16 protein-coding genes are annotated in these 17,255 nt (G+C 48.1%); 12 read left to right on the top strand and 4 right to left on the bottom strand.

What is annotated here, in order from left to right:
• Positions 1 to 136: 136 nt before the first annotated feature.
• The 11 genes from H6F51_06820 (at position 137) to H6F51_06770 (ending at position 12,135) form a co-directional block, all read left to right on the top strand.
• Complete coding sequence (locus H6F51_06820) at positions 137 to 1,090, top strand: glycosyltransferase (protein ID MBD1822207.1); 954 nt, start codon at positions 137 to 139, stop codon at positions 1,088 to 1,090.
• Positions 1,091 to 1,107: 17 nt separating this feature from the next.
• Entirely contained in the window at positions 1,108 to 2,043 is a 936-nt protein-coding gene (locus tag H6F51_06815) for a glycosyltransferase family 2 protein (protein ID MBD1822206.1), read from the top strand.
• A 40-nt stretch (positions 2,044 to 2,083) separates the two neighbouring features.
• On the top strand, positions 2,084 to 3,037 hold the full coding sequence (locus H6F51_06810) for a glycosyltransferase family 2 protein (protein MBD1822205.1): 954 nt from the start codon (positions 2,084 to 2,086) through the stop codon (positions 3,035 to 3,037).
• Positions 3,018 to 3,584 carry an acyltransferase gene (locus H6F51_06805; protein ID MBD1822204.1) on the top strand — a complete coding sequence of 189 codons (567 nt, stop codon included), beginning with the start codon at positions 3,018 to 3,020 and terminating at the stop codon, positions 3,582 to 3,584. Before H6F51_06810 ends, H6F51_06805 begins: the two co-directional genes overlap by 20 nt.
• Complete coding sequence (locus H6F51_06800; protein ID MBD1822203.1) at positions 3,578 to 4,486, top strand: glycosyltransferase family 2 protein; 909 nt, start codon at positions 3,578 to 3,580, stop codon at positions 4,484 to 4,486. The genes H6F51_06805 and H6F51_06800 overlap by 7 nt, the downstream gene beginning before the upstream one ends.
• Entirely contained in the window at positions 4,443 to 5,666 is a 1,224-nt protein-coding gene (locus tag H6F51_06795) for a glycosyltransferase family 4 protein (protein MBD1822202.1), read from the top strand. Before H6F51_06800 ends, H6F51_06795 begins: the two co-directional genes overlap by 44 nt.
• Before the next feature lie 3 nt (positions 5,667 to 5,669).
• Positions 5,670 to 6,782, top strand: coding sequence for a glycosyltransferase family 4 protein (locus H6F51_06790; protein ID MBD1822201.1), 1,113 nt, complete (start codon positions 5,670 to 5,672; stop codon positions 6,780 to 6,782).
• Positions 6,783 to 7,253: 471 nt separating this feature from the next.
• Entirely contained in the window at positions 7,254 to 8,507 is a 1,254-nt protein-coding gene (locus tag H6F51_06785; GenBank protein ID MBD1822200.1) for a glycosyltransferase, read from the top strand.
• Positions 8,508 to 8,512: 5 nt separating this feature from the next.
• On the top strand, positions 8,513 to 9,928 hold the full coding sequence (locus H6F51_06780; protein ID MBD1822199.1) for an oligosaccharide repeat unit polymerase: 1,416 nt from the start codon (positions 8,513 to 8,515) through the stop codon (positions 9,926 to 9,928).
• 48 nt (positions 9,929 to 9,976) lie between these two features.
• Positions 9,977 to 11,236 (top strand): glycosyltransferase, encoded by a 1,260-nt coding sequence (locus H6F51_06775; protein MBD1822198.1) that lies wholly within the window; start codon positions 9,977 to 9,979, stop codon positions 11,234 to 11,236.
• Positions 11,230 to 12,135: a class I SAM-dependent methyltransferase gene (locus H6F51_06770; protein MBD1822197.1), complete on the top strand. Its 906-nt coding sequence runs from the start codon at positions 11,230 to 11,232 to the stop codon at positions 12,133 to 12,135. Before H6F51_06775 ends, H6F51_06770 begins: the two co-directional genes overlap by 7 nt.
• On the opposite strand, the gene H6F51_06765 is transcribed toward H6F51_06770, so the two are convergent.
• Positions 12,132 to 12,392, bottom strand: coding sequence for a hypothetical protein (locus H6F51_06765; GenBank protein ID MBD1822196.1), 261 nt, complete (start codon positions 12,390 to 12,392; stop codon positions 12,132 to 12,134). The two genes, H6F51_06770 and H6F51_06765, sit on opposite strands and share 4 nt — an antisense overlap.
• A gap of 27 nt (positions 12,393 to 12,419) precedes the next feature.
• Here H6F51_06765 and H6F51_06760 point away from each other — a divergent pair, with 27 nt between their 5' ends.
• Complete coding sequence (locus tag H6F51_06760; GenBank protein ID MBD1822195.1) at positions 12,420 to 13,028, top strand: chorismate lyase; 609 nt, start codon at positions 12,420 to 12,422, stop codon at positions 13,026 to 13,028.
• A gap of 64 nt (positions 13,029 to 13,092) precedes the next feature.
• Here the strand turns inward: H6F51_06760 and H6F51_06755 are convergent, their stop codons facing one another.
• From H6F51_06755 to H6F51_06745, 3 genes are read right to left on the bottom strand one after another with little or no spacing between them, the layout of a single operon-like run.
• The gene (locus H6F51_06755) at positions 13,093 to 14,214 is read right to left on the bottom strand and encodes an ABC transporter permease (protein ID MBD1822194.1); all 1,122 of its coding nucleotides are present in this window, start codon (positions 14,212 to 14,214) and stop codon (positions 13,093 to 13,095) included.
• A 5-nt stretch (positions 14,215 to 14,219) separates the two neighbouring features.
• Positions 14,220 to 15,326, bottom strand: coding sequence for an ABC transporter permease (locus H6F51_06750; GenBank protein MBD1822193.1), 1,107 nt, complete (start codon positions 15,324 to 15,326; stop codon positions 14,220 to 14,222).
• Entirely contained in the window at positions 15,323 to 17,254 is a 1,932-nt protein-coding gene (locus H6F51_06745) for an ABC transporter ATP-binding protein (GenBank protein ID MBD1822192.1), read from the bottom strand. The genes H6F51_06750 and H6F51_06745 overlap by 4 nt, the downstream gene beginning before the upstream one ends.
• Between the last annotated feature and the right edge of the window lies 1 nt (position 17,255).

The raw sequence follows: 17,255 nt of genomic DNA, 5'->3' as shown, positions 1-17,255 counted from the left end.
GTTGGCTGAGTTGCATACCCTACCTGATATGGACGTTCAACAAGTCTTCTTTGATGCCTTGAGTCCTTACTCCTATTCTCAAGAAGAACTTGGGGAGTATGTTTGGCTATCTTTTTCATAAAAGCTATCTAATTTTATGAGTCAAACGATCAGCATTCTCATTCCCTGCTATAACGCCGATCGCTGGATTGCCCAAGCCATTCAAAGCGCTCTTGATCAAACGTATCCCCACAAGGAAGTGATCGTAGTCGATGATGGATCCAGCGATCGTAGTCTAGAAATTATTCAAAGCTTTGGCAATCAGATTCGTTGGGAAACAGGTTGCAATCGCGGTGGCAATGTCGCAAGAAATCGACTTCTCTACCTCAGTACAGGAGAATGGATTCAATACCTGGATGCGGATGACTACTTACTACCCGACAAGATCGAGAAACAGATTCAGTTCTTGGCTCAAAATTCTGATGCTGAGGTTATTTATAGTCCACATATTACTGAGGAACTGAATGACCAAACTGTGATTCATCTCCCGCCTGCGATCGCAACCCTGCCGTTACCTCATGATCTCTGGCTACTAGCAATTCAATGGAAACTTCCTCAAACCGGAGGATTATTGCTTCGCAAACAATCATTGCTCGACATCAACGGTTGGCGAGAAGACCTGAAACACTGTCAAGATTATGACTTGTATGTTCGGTTACTCATGGCAAATAAGCGATTCGCTTACTGTGAAGAAGCGGGAGCCGTTTACCGATGGTGGTGTAGCGGGACTGTAACTCGGAGAAAAGGAGATGAGATTTATCGCGATCGTCTCAATGTTCAAGACGCGATCGAAACTCATCTACGAATCACTGGACAACTAACCCCTGCAAGAAAAGATGCGATTAACCAAGCGCGATTTGAATATGCTCGAAGAATCTACCCCTGGGATGAATTCTGGGCAGTTCAAGTTGCTTCAACCGTCAAACGCTGTGATCCACAATTTGAACCCTCGAACCACGTTGCCCCTGATTTCTACCGCCACATTTACAAAACGTTTGGTTTTACCAGTGCTGAGTACGTCGCCAAAATAAAACGCAAAGTTTGGAAGTAACCTGGAGCAGTCCCAAAATGGAACGATGTGAAGTAAGAATTCCAACCTATAAACGTCCGCAATTACTGAAACGAGCATTGTCTAGTTTAATTGATCAAACCTATCCCAATTGGGTCGCCTTAGTGATGGACGATTCGCCCGATCAAGAAGCTAAAGCAGTTGTCGAGCAGGTTGAAGATGCAAGAATCCAGTACGCACCGAACTCACAACAATTAGGGTGTGCAGGCAACCTCAATCGCGCCTTCAATTCTAAAAGTCTAGCTGGCGGAGACTATGCCTGTATTCTTGAAGACGATAATTGGTTGATGCCCACTTTCCTATCAGAAAACATTGCATCGCTTAACGCTTATGGAGTTGATTTGCTGCTTCGCAATCAGGAAATTTGGCTTCAAGAACAATCAACAGCAAAGCCGACAGGGAGAACAACAAGAGGCAACTGGTTTACAAGTCGAATGTATTCATCCCTAGAATTGCACGCTCATCTCTTTTATTTTGAAGGGATTTCCAATGGAGGACTTTTCTGGCGCACTTCTATGCGATCTGATCTACAAGTAAGCCAGTCGGTGTTAGACTCCGGACTACAGGAATATTGTCGTACCCTTCAAATTCAGGACAACTTATATTTCGAGCCTCAACCGTTATGCTATTGGTCAGAAATGCCCTCTACTTTGTCACTGAGAAATGCAGTGGACAATCGTGTCTTTGGTCGCGGCGTTCAATCCATCAAGCTTAACTTAATCAAAAAGTACAAAGAACAGATTATGCTCGAAGCTTCTCACATCGCAGCCTCTTTGAATAAAGAGATAGACTTCGAGATTTCTTTGCTAGATAGTTTATGTACAGCCTATCAGTTCCGCCGTTTAGGATTGACGCAACGGCTTCATCAGTATCTAAAGTCTTACGCCAAATTCAAACTTGTTCAAGACCCGCTCCAGCTCTATTTTGCGGCTTAGTAAAACGATTCTGTAATTTTCAACTTACTCAGTTCCCGGAATGACTACTCAGCTTCCAATCTCTGCGATCGTTCCCACTCGTCATCGTCCAGATGCGTTTTCTAGAACGTTACACAGTCTTGCCGAACAATCGGTACAGCCGATCGAGATGATCGTGGTCGATGGCTCAGACGACGATCGCACTCAACAACTTTGTGAAAGCCAGATTCCAGGATTAAACACTCAAATCCGCTACTATAAAGCTACTGAGATTGGAGCCGCAACCCAGCGCAATCAAGCGATCGTTCATGCTACCCAAGCAGTAATTTGGCTGATGGATGATGATATCTTGCTAGAGCCGGATTGTTTAGCGCGATTGTGGGCGGCCTTACAGAGTGAGGATGCGATCGGGGGAGTGAATGCGATGATCACGAATCAACGGTATTTACCGCCGGGTCGAATCAGTCGAACCTTGTTTCGGTTTCTCAATGGTCAGCCGCAAAACACTTATGCAGGTCGCTGTATTGGTCCAGCCCTAAACCTTTTGCCTGAAGATGATCCAGCCCTTCCAGAGATCGTTCCGGTCGAATGGCTGAACACGACTTGCACGCTTTATCATCGTGCCGCACTTCCCCATCCTTTATTTGCGTCATTGTTTACGGGCTACTCATTGATGGAAGATGTCACACTGTCGCTTAATGTCGGCAAGCAGTGGAAGTTAGTGAATGCTAGAACTGCAAGAATTTTTCACGATAGTCAGCCTGGGGATCATAAAAACGATCGGGGTGTTCTCGCACGAATGGAGCTAGTCAACCGCCACTATGTGATGACTCAAATTCTAGAGCGCAGACAATTTCAGGATTATCTGAAGCTCGCAGTTCTTCAGCTATTTGAAATCGCAGCATCGCTTCAATCCCAACAAGGATGGCGATCGCTGCCGACACTACTGCTCGGAAAGTGGAGCGGATTCATTGCAATTTTAGGAAATGTTCACCATGATCCAACGTATCATTAAAGCCTTAGAAAGTCGCTGGTGCAATGCTTACTATCGTTTCTTGGGCGTGAAGTTCCAGGGCTATGTTTGGCTGAATCAAGTTGAGATTCCCCGCAACTTTCAGCAGATTGAATTTGAGCCAGAGTGTTCGATCGATCGCGGCGTGACGTTGCTCTGTAGTGGCGAGAAGCGAGAGCAACCTAAGATCTACATTGGTGCAAGAACCTATGTCAACCGCTATACAATGCTCGATGCTTCAGTTTCGATTCGGGTTGGGCAAGATTGCGCGATCGGCCCCGGTTGCTACATCACCGATCATGATCACGGCATTGATGCGGCTCTGCCACCACTAGCACAGCCTTTAATTTCCCAACCGACTTATATTGGCGATCGCGTTTGGATCGGGGCAAATGCCACCATTCTCAAAGGAGTCACGATCGGGAATGGAGCCGTGATCGGGGCGGGAAGCGTCGTGACCAAAGATATTCCAGCCAATGCAATCGCGGTTGGAGTTCCAGCACAAGTCATTCGATATCGACACCCTTCAGAACTGATAAAACAGTGCTAAACACAGAGACTTGTCCGATCACTGCGATCATTCCAACTTACAATCGGGTAGATCAATTAATCGAGGCACTCGAAAAAATTTCAGCCTGTCAGCCTCGACCGAGTGAGATTATTGTTCACATTGATGGAGATGATGCGGTTACGGAACCTGCGATCGCACATCTTCAGCACATTAGAATCATTCGCAGTCCCAGCCAAGTCGGCCCCGGTGGAGGACGTAATCGCGCGATCGCCCACGCCAAGCATGAAATTGTTGCCAGCTTTGATGATGATTCTTATCCGATCGATGCTGATTACTTCGGTCGCTTGCTGCAATTGTTCGATCGCTTTCCTGATGCTGCGGTGATTGGATCAGCAATTTATCATCAAAATGAAACAATCTCTGCTGCTGATCCCGTTGCTCAGTGGGTGGCGGATTTTGTGGGATGTGGTTGTGCTTACCGGAAATCTGTGTTTCTTCAAACTGGGGGATATGTTCAGCTTCCGGTTGCTTACGACATGGAAGAAGTCGATCTATCGCTACGGTTGCACCATTTAGGTTGGCGAATTCTCAGAAGTCCTTGGCTCCGAGTCTTTCACAATACTGCTTTGGCGCATCATCTCAATCCGAAAATTACGGCAGCGAGCATTACCAATCGAGCGTTGCTGGCTTATCTGCGCTATCCACCAAGCTATTGGGGATTTGCGATCGCGCAATGTCTGAATCGAGTGTTCTGGCTGATTCGACACCAACGATTTGCTGGAATTCTGTCAGGCTTGATCGCTATTCCTCAAACGCTTTATCAACATCAACATCACCGTCAGGTCGTTTCATCTCAATCGCTCAGTTCTTACCTTCATCTTCGCCAAACCGGACATTATGAATCCCTCCCCTTGGATTTGCTGCCAACTCGGTGCGCGTGAGCATTACGCCATTCCTCGCGCCTTACATCAATCCGGACAGTTAGCGAGATTGATTACTGATGCTTGGGTAGCTCCACGATCGATGATTCAATCTATTCCAATTCCACAATTGCGAAGTTTGCGCGATCGCTTTCATCCTGATTTAGCCAATGCGTCGGTTGAATCAATGACCGCTTCGCTGATTCAGTTTGAATTGAGGCAAAAACTAAAAAAAACAACGCTTTGGGATGACATGATTGCTCGAAATCATTGGTTTCAGCATCAAGTTCTACAACAGTTTCGCACTCATCCACCGCAAGGATCTCGCCCGATCTTTTTCACTTATAGCTACGCCGCTCTCGACCTGCTGAAATATGCAAAATCCAAAGGTTGGTACACGGTTTTAGGACAGATTGATCCCGGAATTGTTGAGGAACAAATCGTTAAAGCAGAACAGCAACGGTATCCAACACTCTCTCCAAGTTGGAATCCGGTGCCGCCTTCATATTGGGAGAGTTGGCGAGAAGAATGTGCGATCGTAGATTGCATTGTTGTGAATTCAGAATGGTCGCGGCAAGCTCTAATTCAAGCAGGCATCCAGGCAGATAAATTAAGAGTCGTTCCATTGGTGTATCGTCCTCCGATTGAAGCTCAAACCTTTCAGCGGACTTATCCAGCGCAGTTTTCTTCAGAGCGTCCCTTGCGAGTGTTGTTTCTTGGAAGAGTGATCTTACGCAAAGGGATTGCAGCAGTCTTAGAAGCAGCGGCACAATTGCGCGATCGACCGATCGAATTTTGGATCGTGGGTTCTTCCGAAATCGAGCCGCCCTCAACCGAGCATCTGAAGATTCGCTGGCTCAATGGCGTTCCTCGAAGTATGACGACTCAATATTATCAGCAGGCGGATGTGTTTCTGTTTCCCACCCTGTCAGACGGATTTGGCCTGACACAACTCGAAGCCCAAGCCTGGAGGCTCCCGTTGATTGTGTCAAAGTTCTGCGGAGAAGTGGTGAGCGATGGCATCAATGGCAAGGTGTTGCCTGAAGTTTCAGGATCTGCGATCGCCCAAGTTCTTCAATCCTTTCTCGAGCAGCCGCAGCAGCTAATCGAACTTTCCCAAGGAAGCCGATCGCGCTCTGCTCTCGATTTAGAGCAACTGAGCGATCGGCTGCAATCTTTAGTGTCTCTGGCTGTTTCTTAACGTATGCGCCCGCTTAAAGTTGTCATTTATTCGATCGTGCCTTCTCCCTATCAGCGAGATCTGTTTTACGCTTTGTCTCGCTGTCCAGAAATTGATTTGCAGGTGTACTATCTTGAATCCGGTTGTGCAGATTCTCCCTGGACTGAGAAGCCAATTCAAGCTTACGAAACTGTGCTTCCAGGATTCCATTTAGCTTGGGGACTGTCGCGCTTCCATCTCAATTGGCATCTTCCCGCTTTGAAGCATGTCGATGTCATTGTGCTCAATGGCTATCAAAACCTGATGTCGCAACTGATACTGCGGTTTTACGCCGATCGAGTTCCCTGCATTTTCTGGGGTGAAAAGATGGTCGGAGAGTCTAGCGGCATCAAAGGGCAGTTACAGAAAGTCTTTTCAGCCGCATTGAGTCGATGTGCTGCGATCGCGGCAATTGGTTCTCGCGCTCAACAAGACTATCAACAGCGCTTTCCCAAGCATCCCATTTTTAACATTCCTTACTACTGCAATCTATCCGAGTTCCAAAGCTCGATCGAGCGTCCCCGCAAACCGATCACGATTCTTTTTTGTGGTCAAATGATCGAGCGCAAAGGCATTGATCTGTTGCTGCAAGCCTTCGATCGATTAATTCAATCCGGCACTCAAGCGCGATTGTTGCTCGTTGGGCGTGAAGCGGAACTGCCTAAGATGATGCGATCGCTCTCGTCCAAAACTCAACAACAAATAGACTATGCAGGCTTTCACGATCCTGAATATTTACCGCAGTTTTTTAAGCAAGCAGATTTATTTGTGTTGCCGAGTCGCTATGACGGTTGGGGCGTGGTGGTGAATCAAGCAGTAGGGGCGGGATTGCCAATCATTTGTTCTGATGCGGTTGGAGCGGCAGTTGATTTAGTCGAGCCAGGAGTTAATGGTGCGATCGTGCCTGCGGGTGATGCGATCGCGCTTTATCAAGCCTTGTCTTTTTATACTCAGGATTCCAAAGCGATACAGCAAGCGAGTCAAGCTTCCCAGATCAAGGCGGCAACGCTGACCCCTGAAGCCGGCGCGAAATGTTGGTGTGAGGTGCTTCTAAGTGTGCAGGCATCCAAGCAGCATGAAATTTGTTACACAAAGTAAATCTATGAAGATTGCTTAAAGGCTGGTGCCACACTTTCCTAGCTGCGTTAGTATTTGGCTAACTCAGGGAGTTCAAGGTTAAACAACGCACGCAGCAGTTCAGCCTAGAATTCAAGCAAGAATCTTTTTCGCGATTGACCTGTCGAAACTCTCCTTCATTCCACACTACAGTTTCTCAGATTGCAAATTAAGCCTGAGAAGTGTAGGAATTTCGCCAATCTTCAGGGGACTCCTACCCATCAACCTCAATGATATAGCGGAGTCACAACTTTTATGCAATTTGTTTCGTCTGTTAAGCGACGTTGCCTGCCGCAAGCGCAAATAAAGAGAACACGATCGACTATTTGTCCTGATTTCTAATTTCGGTGTTGCTAAATATACATAGAGCCTATCGTTCTTCTCAGGACGAAGCGATGTACATCTTATTTAGCACCACCGTTTCTACCGTCTCCCAACTACCGTCGCCTCAGCATGACCATTCCCCGTCTGCGTGTTCTTCTACTTGCCTCCTACTTCCCCAAGCCCGATAACCCGGTGATGGGAACTTGGGCGCTGTCTCAAGCCGAAGCCCTCGCACGGCAGAACATCGAACTGTTCGTTGTTTCCCCAACCTCCTGGCTGCCAAGCGCGATCGCACTCACCCCCGGAGCAAAAGCTTACGCCAACTGTCCCGACACATTCACTTGGTCAAATTCAGTTCGTGTCAGCTATCCCCGGTGGTTCTACTATCCAGTGCCTCCATTCAAAGCTTGGGCACATCGTAATCCCGAACCGTATCTGCAACTTGCCTGGAAGTCGATTCAGCAAAACTTTCGTCGCATCGTTCAGTCCTTTCAGCCCGATGTCATCTTTTGCCATCAAACTTTGCCGAATGGTTGGATCGCCGCCCAACTTCCTGAAGCACTCCCGATCGTCACACTCGATCACGACTTTGATGAGATTCGCGACGCTCAAAGCTATCCGGGTCGAAAAGCTGCAATGCAAACAGTCGCCGATCGAGCCACAATGCTGCTTGCCGTGTCCAAACCGATGCAGCAAGACTTACAAATGCTCTTTCCGCAAAGCCAAGTCCTAACGCTTCACAATGGTGTCAATCTCCCTTCAAAGCAAGTCTTAAACACCCCCCGTCCGATCGCGCTCCAAGGCAAAAAAGTAATTCTCGCTTGTGCGCTGTTTGCCGAACGAAAAGGCGTGCCATTGTTAATCGAAGCGTTCTGTCGCATCGCTGGTAAGCATCCAGATGCGGTACTGCGAATTATTGGAAGCGGCCCGGATGCAGAGAAAGTGCAGCAAGCCGTCGATCGCTATGATGTCACCGCTCAAGTTCAACTAATCGGGAGAAAGCCCCATGCCGGAGTGCTGCAAGAAATGGTTTGGGCAGATTGTTTTGCCTTAGTGGGATGGGATGAACCCTTCGCTACGGTCTACCTTGAAGCAATGGCAGCCGGAAAGCCAATCATTTGCTGCAATGATGGTGGCATTAATGATGTCATCACTCAGGAGGTTCACGGCTATTCCGTCCCTCCGAAGAACATTGACGAAACCGCGCTCGCACTTGATCGAATGCTCAGCGAGGATGACAAACGACTCGAAATGGGACAGCAAGCCCAACATCTGATTCAGCATCACCTCACTTGGAATGTCAAAGCCGCAGAACTGGTTCAGATCTTAGAGCAGGTCATTCCCCAACGTCCGCAACTCACCCTTTCTCAAATTCCTGCTTGAGTTCTATGTCACTCTCCCGCGATTTTTCAGAAGACATCTACCCCGAAGTCGAGCATTTTCCTCCCTCTGCTTCTGGTGCAGCAACCTTAGCAATCCTCGGTGGGGTGGCGCTTGGATTCATAGGAATGCAGTCTCCATCGGATCAGCCTGCATTGATTGCGAGAGCGGCTGCAATTCCGGTTGCGATCGGACTGACGACCAGCATCTATCTCGACAGCAGAAGAGGACTACGAAATCTCTTCCGCACCGATTTGCTTTGCTTAATTTCGCTCTACTATCTGATTCTGGCTGAATTCCTCTTTCCCCAAGAAGAGTTCAATACGATGATAGACATTGCTCAAACTCGCAATGCGATCGCGATCGTTCTCGTTGCCTTTGCCGCTTTTGCAATAGGTCGTCATCTGATCAAACCACAAGCTATGCAGTCTTCCTGGCTTAACTTTGAAGATGTCTCGACCAATACGCTCTTTCGAGTCGTCATGATATCAGCGATACTGGGCTATCTTTATATGCTTCAGTCCGTCCAGTTCGACATCATTAAAATGATCAATGCGATGATGGGAGCGCGATTTAGCGAACCTTGGACGCGAGCAAGGCTAGGAGGCGCAAGCAGCTTGATCATTGAGCTAGGCTTGCTGCGATATGCGATTCCACCCCTGTTTGGCGTATTGTGCAATCGTCGTCATCTGATCCCTCTGTACCAACAGAGTCTATTGGTGGCAGCGTTTGCATTAACGATGTTTCAAGGCTTTTCAGGCGGAACTCGTAATGTCTTTGTGGCGTATCTTGCCACCTTCATTGTGGGCTACTTGCTAACCTTGCCTCGCTATACCTTTATTAACACGATTATTCCAGTTGCGCTGACATTCTCGATTGCCGCCTATGGCTCCTACCACATGCTGGAATTTAGAACTATTGGACTGCGAAACTATCTTGAAAACCGAGTTTATGCCAGTGATACAGTTCGACAGACGCTCTCAGTTGACTACAATTTAGCTTCTCTCGGTATTGTTGCGGATGCAATTCCTTCAGCACACAACTATCTTGGTAGTGAAATCCTGGTTTGGTCAATCATCAAACCGATTCCCAGAGTATTTCTACCGAGTAAACCCGAAGGATTGAGTGTAAGCCTCGAAGAAATTGCGGGTGTAGAAGGCTATACGATTGCTACGACATACATTGGCGAAGCTTACATGATGGCGGGTTATTGGGGAGTGATTGCAACTTCTCTGTTCTTGGGGGCGCTGGCAAACTGGTGGAATCGACTGGTCTTGCAGCGACAGTCTGACTATGCAATGGTCGTTTACGCCCTAGGTTTTTTTGCTGGCTCAATCACAATGCGAAGTTTGTTTTGGCTCACGACGGCCATACTACCTGTAATTGGGCTAATTGTCGCTCGCAAAAGTGGGCTTATTCGGTAATCAGATTGATGCTCGATCGTGAACAAATTCTAAACCCGGTTAAACGAAATGAAAATTCTGCATGTGATTCCCTCGCTAAGTCCTAGTATGGGGGGGCCACCACAGGTTGCAATGAATTTGGTGTGGGCATTGCAGCAATTGGGGGTGGACACTGAGATTCTGACTACCAATCATGATGGCGCAACTGAGCTAGATGTTCCAGTGAACCAGCAAGTGGACTATCAATTTCGAGAAGATGGTGCGACTGTTCCAGTTTGGTTTATGCCCTTCAAACGCCCAGCACTCAAAGAGTTTCTCTTTTCTCCGGCTGCAACGCGATGGTTATGGCAGAATGTCCAGAACTATGATGTTTTAGATAATCACTACTTATTTTGCTATGCTCCAAGCTGTGCAGCGGCGATCGCGCGTTGGCATCGCGTTCCCTATACCGTTCGCACGATGGGACAGCTTACTCCTTGGGCACTCTCACAACGCCCCCTGAAAAAGCAAGTTTACACCGCCCTCATCGAACGTCGCAATCTCGATCGAGCCGCCGCAATTCACTGCACTGCGCCATCTGAAGTCGAAGATGTCCGTAACTTTGGTGTAGACACGCCAACGCTTACCTTACCGCTTGGCGTTAGCCCACTGATTGAAATCGAAGATGCCCGATCGCTGATTCACCAAAAGTACCAAGTTTCCGATGAAACGCCGATCATTCTATTCTTGTCGCGTCTACATCCGAAAAAGCGTCCTGAACTGCTCCTACAATCATTACATCATCTAGCAAGTCAAGGCTTATCGTTTCATGCCATTCTCGCAGGCGATGGTGATCCAGCTTATGTGAAGAAGCTCCACACGATCGCTCAATCGCTAAATTTAAGCGATCAAATCACATTTCCAGGATTAGTATTAGGGAAGCTAAAAGACTGTTTATTACAGGGCGCAGATTTGTTTGTGTTGCCATCGTTTTCTGAGAACTTCGGAATTGCGGTTGCAGAAGCTCTGAATGCTCAATTACCAGTCGTGATCACACCCGGAATTCAAATTGCCCCAGAAATCGAATCAGCCGATGCGGGACTGGTTGTAGAAGAGACCGTTGAATCCTTAGCTTTGGCAATTGAACAACTATTAACGAAGCCTTATCTGCGCGAAAAACTCGGCAAGAACGGGCAACATCTTGCTCAATCCCGCTATTCTTGGCAAGCGATCGCACAGCAGCTCATTCCTGCCTATCGCACGATCGCAGCAAAGCAACCCTTACCGCAAGAACCTTGCTTTCAGCCAATGTCCTGTCCCATCTTTGACAAGAAAACTCAGATATGTTAACTCGGAACCATACAGCGCTCGAACCCTTCGTCTCGGTTGAGCAACAATCTCTTGCAACTTGGAAAGATGAAGTCTTATCATTCCCAATTGATCATCCTTCCCCTGGCATTGAGGCAAATGCTTACTATTTTGGACATCCTGAATGGGCAAAGAACTATTTAGACGCGGTACATCGTGATCGCGAGTTTCAAGAACGCTGGTTTACGATAACGGGTTCTTGGCAGGATAAGATTATCGTAGACATCGGATGCGGTCCGGGTAATGTGTTTGCTGCATTACGCGATCGTTGTGGAGTGCCAAATCATCTGATTGGGGTCGATGTTGCTCATGGGGGACTTAAGATTGCCGCCGAGCTAGGATATACGCCCGTGCTTGCTGATGCTCAACGTCTTCCTTTTATCTCTGAATTTGCCGATATTGTTGTGATTAATGGAACGCTGCATCACTGTGATGATATGCGGCAAGTGTTACGTGAGGCTGCTCGAATCGTGCGTCCGGGTGGATTGTTAATCACTGATCACGATCTACAAAAAACGATGTGGAGCAACAATACGATCGCGCACTGGCTGTGGAATATTCGCCTACCATTGTATCGCCTGCTAAAGCGCGGTGGACATGCCACGAGCGAGGAACAAAAGTGGATGGTGGCGACCGAAGTTCATCATAGTCCAGGTGATGGCGTGACACCTGAGTTTTTCTACAGCATCTTGGAGCCAATAGGATTTAGTGTCAAGCTCTTTCCGCATAACCGTACTGCTGGAGCAGATGTACTTCAAGGCAGGTGGGGCCGCTCTTCTTGGAACATTCGTTTGGCACAGTGGCTGAGCGGGGTTAATCCTGATTCGGCAGAAGGGGCACTGGTGATGATGTGTGTTGCTCAACGCTCCCTCATCCCTTAAACCGATTCCCGCACACCCAGTAGATTAAAATTTGTCTGCGCCATCTGAATCAATGGCTCTTTGCGCCCCGGTAGCGCAAAAATCGGATAACGCAAATCAATCCACTCCCCGAACCCACCATGTCGATCGCGATGACTCGATATTTTCGTGCCAAGCTGGAAAGTTGTAATACCAAAACTCAGCCGATCCACCTGCGCCATAATCCGAGTGTCTGAATCGATGTTTGCACTGCGCGTTCGCGCAGGCAGCGTTATCATAAGAGAAAGTTAACTTATGTAAACAGCGTGACTGCGATCATTCGACCCACCGACAGCGCGATTCTGCCGACGACCTGGCATTGTCTCGATCCGATCTGGGAAGCCAGCGAACTCGAAATTCAGCAGGGTTTACCGCACAGCAAACTCTCTCCCGCTTGGCAAATGATGCTGCTGGGCGATGGTTCTCCGACTCGGCATTTGCAGCTTCTCACCGGGGAGCGAACCGAAGTCGATGTGCTGGATATGTCTCCGATCGGTTTCTCTACCGACAACGCGCCCCCTGCGATCGCACAAATTCCGGCTGAGCGCTTGCGGCGGCAGATTTGGCTGAAAACTGCTTCAGGTCAGCGTTTAGGCTATGCTGCTTCTTGGTGGGAATTGAGCCATGTTGACGAGTATTTGCAGAATAAGTCGCAGCCCGTTTGGGCGAATTTATCGCGATCGCGCCTGGAGTTGTATCGCGAAATTAAAGGCTTACATTACGGTCGATCGCCTGCATTAGAAGCAGCATTTGGCTATTCGACTCCGTTGTGGGGACGACATTATTTGTTCTGGCATCATGGCAAGCCGTTTACGCTGATTTATGAGGTGTTTTCACCCTACTTAGAGAAGTATTTGGGCAAAGCGCAAGCTTGAATGTTTGAGCGATCGCTTAATCCTTAATCTAAAGTGCGATTGCGCTTCTAAAATGCTTTTCAAGCTAGTTCAACTGGCTACGAAATTTACTGGTGCTGATATACAAAAGCGCGATCGCGAAACAAAATAGCGCGATCGCTTCTGGATACAACACGTCTAACCCATTGCCCTTTAACAAAACTCCCCGCGCAATTTTGATATAGTGGCGCAACGGATTCGCAAGCGACAGGATTTGGAAGAACTTTGGCATACTTTCAACGGGTGCGATCGCACCTGAAAGCTGAATCAAAGGCAGATTGATAAAAAACGAGGTGAGAATGGCTTGTTGTTGCGTGCGTGAAATCGTTGCTAGCAGAAAGCCAACTCCAATTCCTACACAAGCATACAGCCCAGAGAAAAACAAGAACAGCGGCAGACTCCCTCGAAATGGCACTTGAAAGATAAAGTGCGCTACCGAGAGCGCTAACATCACTTCACCCAGCAGCAGAACAAACAACGGAACCACTTTCGCTAAGATAATTTCCCAGTCTGCCGCCGGGGTCATCAGAAGCTGCTCCAAAGTTCCCGTATCTTTCTCGCGCACTACAGCAGATGTAGACACAAGCGAACTACCTAAATTCAACACTAACCCAATCACACCCGGAACGATAAACCAACTGGAAACAAGACCCGGATTGTAGAGAATCGTGGCTTCAGTTTGAATCGGAGGCACAGCTTCAGGCGTAAATTGCCGCCCAAACTGATTGATGATCTGAGTGGCGTAGCCACTGGCGATTCCTGCAGTGTTGGCATCGACCGCATCAATCAGGACTTGAACTTCAGCCGGTCGATCGCTGTGGAGCGATCGATTAAAATCCGTCGGAATCACTAACCCTGCCGTGACATCGCCGCGTCTCACTTGATTGCTTAGGTCGGTTTCGTCGATCGTTCTTGACTTCACATCAAAGACCCCGTTCGCCGTCATTGCTGCGGTAAGTTCGCGGCTCATCGGTGTGTTCGAGTAATCCATCACGCCGAGTTTGATATGCTCCACATTCGGACTCAGTGCAAATCCGAAAATTAGCAGTTGTATGGTTGGTGGGAACACCAGCAAGAAGATCAGTTGTTTATTCCGTAGAATCTGACTAATTTCCTTGACTGCAAGCACAAAGAAACGGCTTTCTAAGAAACGTCGAAAGAGATTCATATCAATTACCCAGGAAGTTGCATCCGGCCGAGAATGCGGCGGGAAAGACTAAACAAGACAAAAGCAAGCACTGCGAGCAGCAAGGGAGCGAGCCAAACACCAGACCAACCTGTTCCTCGAACAAAGGCATCACGAGAAATTTCAATAAAGTACCGAGCCGGAACAATGTTGGTCACCAGCGATAGCGGAAAAGGAATGTTATGCAGTGGGTAAATAAATCCTGACAACAATAACGCGAGTAAAAATCCTGCTGTTGCTACACCTTGCACTGCCACCGATCGATTGTTCGCTCTGACTCCGATAAACAATCCAAACATCACACTAGCAATCAGAAAGATTGCACCTCCAACAAACAAAGGGGTCGGATCACCCGCAAATCCAAGTCGCCAAACCGCGCACCCCAAGCCAATTACAAACAACGCCTGACCGATGCCAACGATAAAATAAGCTAGACATTTTCCTAGCAATAATTCAGCCGCACTGATGCTAGAAGCATAGGTTTGCAAGATTGTGCCTTGTTCTTTCTCACGGGACATTGCCAGAGCAGCGAGTAGACTGGGATAGATTGCCAGAATCACCCCAAAGACACCGGGAACAATGTAAAGCGACTCTTGCCGACCCGGATTAAACCACAGTCGAATCCGAGGAAGAATCTTCGGCTGTGACTGCGCCAAGTTCTGATCTTGAATAAACACCTTAGTAAAGGCTTGAATACTGTTTTTAATCACTCGCGCATTGTTCACATCGGTTCCATCAATCAGCACTTGTACGGTACTGGTTCGCCCTGCTTGAACATCACTACTAAACTTTGACGGAATAATCACCGCAGCTTTAGCAAGTCCTCGATCGATGCCATCTCGAACCGGATCAAGCCCGTTCCACTGCACCGGAACGAATTGATTGGTCGCATACAGTCGCTCTGTGTAGGCTTGGCTTAAGTTGCTGCGATCGAAGTCTTGTACTATCAACACAATGTTCTTGGCTTCAAGTCGAATCGCAAACCCAAAGATAAACAGGGTCATCGTTGGCAAAATGAACGCCAGCGCTAGAGTGAGACGATCGCGGCGAAACTGAGCCAGTTCTTTTTTACATTGAGCAAGAATGCGTTTCATAGTTGGGCGCGTTGAACGACTCCGATAAAGGCATCTTCGAGTGAGTAGGGGATGGGGAGTAGCGAGATAGGGGATAGGTTGGCGGCGATGAGGCGCGATCGTAGCTGTTCGATTTCTTCGGGATGATCAATGACCACGTGCAAGCGATCGGCAAAAATAGACACGCGCCAACTCTCCATCTGTTGTTTCAGCAGGTTCGATGCGGCTTGAGTTTGATTCAGCACAACTTCGATTAACTGTCCGGGCTGTGCCGCTTTGATTTGACTCGGTGAACCTTCTAAGACAGTTTCACCTGCCACCATAAAGCTCATGCGATTACATTGTTCTGCTTCTTCGAGATAGTGTGTTGTGACTAGAATTGCAGTTCCATTTCGAGCAAAGTCATTGATCAATCGCCAGAATTGCCGCCGTGCTAATGGATCAACGCCGGAGGTGGGTTCATCCAGGAATAGGATATCGGGTTCGTGCAACACAGAAGCTCCGAAGGCAACGCGCTGTTTCCAGCCTCCAGGTAGCTGTCCCGTAAGCATATTTTCCTGTCCTTCAAGTCCGCAAGTCGCTAACACCCAATCAATCTTCTCGCGGCGCAGCTTGCGTGGAACGCCATACACACCGCTATAAAATTGCAGGTTCTGCACGATCGATAAGTCATCGTACAGCGTGAATTTCTGACTCATGTAGCCAATTCGCTTTCTGAGATCGCTACTGCGAAGATTGCCGCGTTCTCCACCCAATGCAATCTCTCCAGAACTTGCGGGTAACAATCCACAAAGCATTTTGATGGTTGTGGTTTTTCCGGCTCCATTTGCTCCAAGCAAGCCGAAAATTTCACCGTAGCGAACTTCCACATCGACATTTTTAACCGCTTGGAATATTCCGAACACTCGATTTAGATTCCGAGCATAGATAGCAACGTCTTCCGAGGACTTGCGGCTCGATCGCCCACGCGGAAACTCTAAAATCTGTGGGGCTGATCCTTGCTGTCTGAGTCTAGTAACAAAGACATTCTCTAACGTTGGCTCTGCGGCTCGTAGTGAAGTTAAGCTGAGATGCTGATCGCAAAACCTAGATCGAATTTCTCGTTCTCCGGCATCCGGATCAGCCGCTAACACATCTAAACGATCGCCAAATGTCTGCACATCTGTAATGGCAGCACTCTCGCTTAGGGCTTGTTCAGCGATTTCAAGCTGGGGCGTATGAACTTCGATACGATGTAAGCCTAAACCGTGGCGCAGTTGAGCCGGCGTTCCAATTTGTTGAATTATTCCGTCATACATCAATGCCACCCGATTACAGCGTTCTGCTTCATCGAGATAGGGCGTTGCAACCACAATCGTCACGCCTTCTGCGGTTAATGCCGCTAACACATCCCAAAACTCCCGCCGGGAGACTGGATCAACTCCGGTTGTCGGTTCATCTAACAATAAAACTTTCGGCTGTGAAACCAGTGCGCCACAGAGTGCAAGCTTTTGTTTCATGCCACCGGATAACTGTCCAGCCAGACGATCGCCAAATTGATCCAAGCTCATCAACTTGAGATACTTAGCGCGTCGCTCTTGAAATAATGGCTCCGGGACTTCTCGCAACCCTGCAACATACTGTAAGTTCTCATTGATGCTCAAATCTAAGTACAACGAAAATTGCTGGGTGAGATAACCAATCTGCAATCGAGCATCCCGTGCAGGCAAGCCCAGAACTTGAACTTCCCCGGCTGTCGCTTCCATAATGCCACTAAGGATGTGAAAGGTCGTTGTTTTGCCTGCTCCATCAGGGCCAATCAAGCCAAATAACTCACCGGGAGCTACACTAAAATCAATTCCACGAACCGCAGCAATCCGCCCGTAATGTTTATGCAACTGATGCACTCGAATGATCGAATCTGTTGCGCTGTAAGAAACATTTGGAGTGAGTTCAAGGGCTGAAGTCATG

Source organism: Cyanobacteria bacterium FACHB-DQ100, from assembly GCA_014695195.1.
Taxonomy (GTDB): domain Bacteria; phylum Cyanobacteriota; class Cyanobacteriia; order Leptolyngbyales; family Leptolyngbyaceae; genus Leptolyngbya.
Note: the sequence above shows the minus strand (reverse complement) of the source record. Positions and strands in the feature narration are given on the sequence as shown.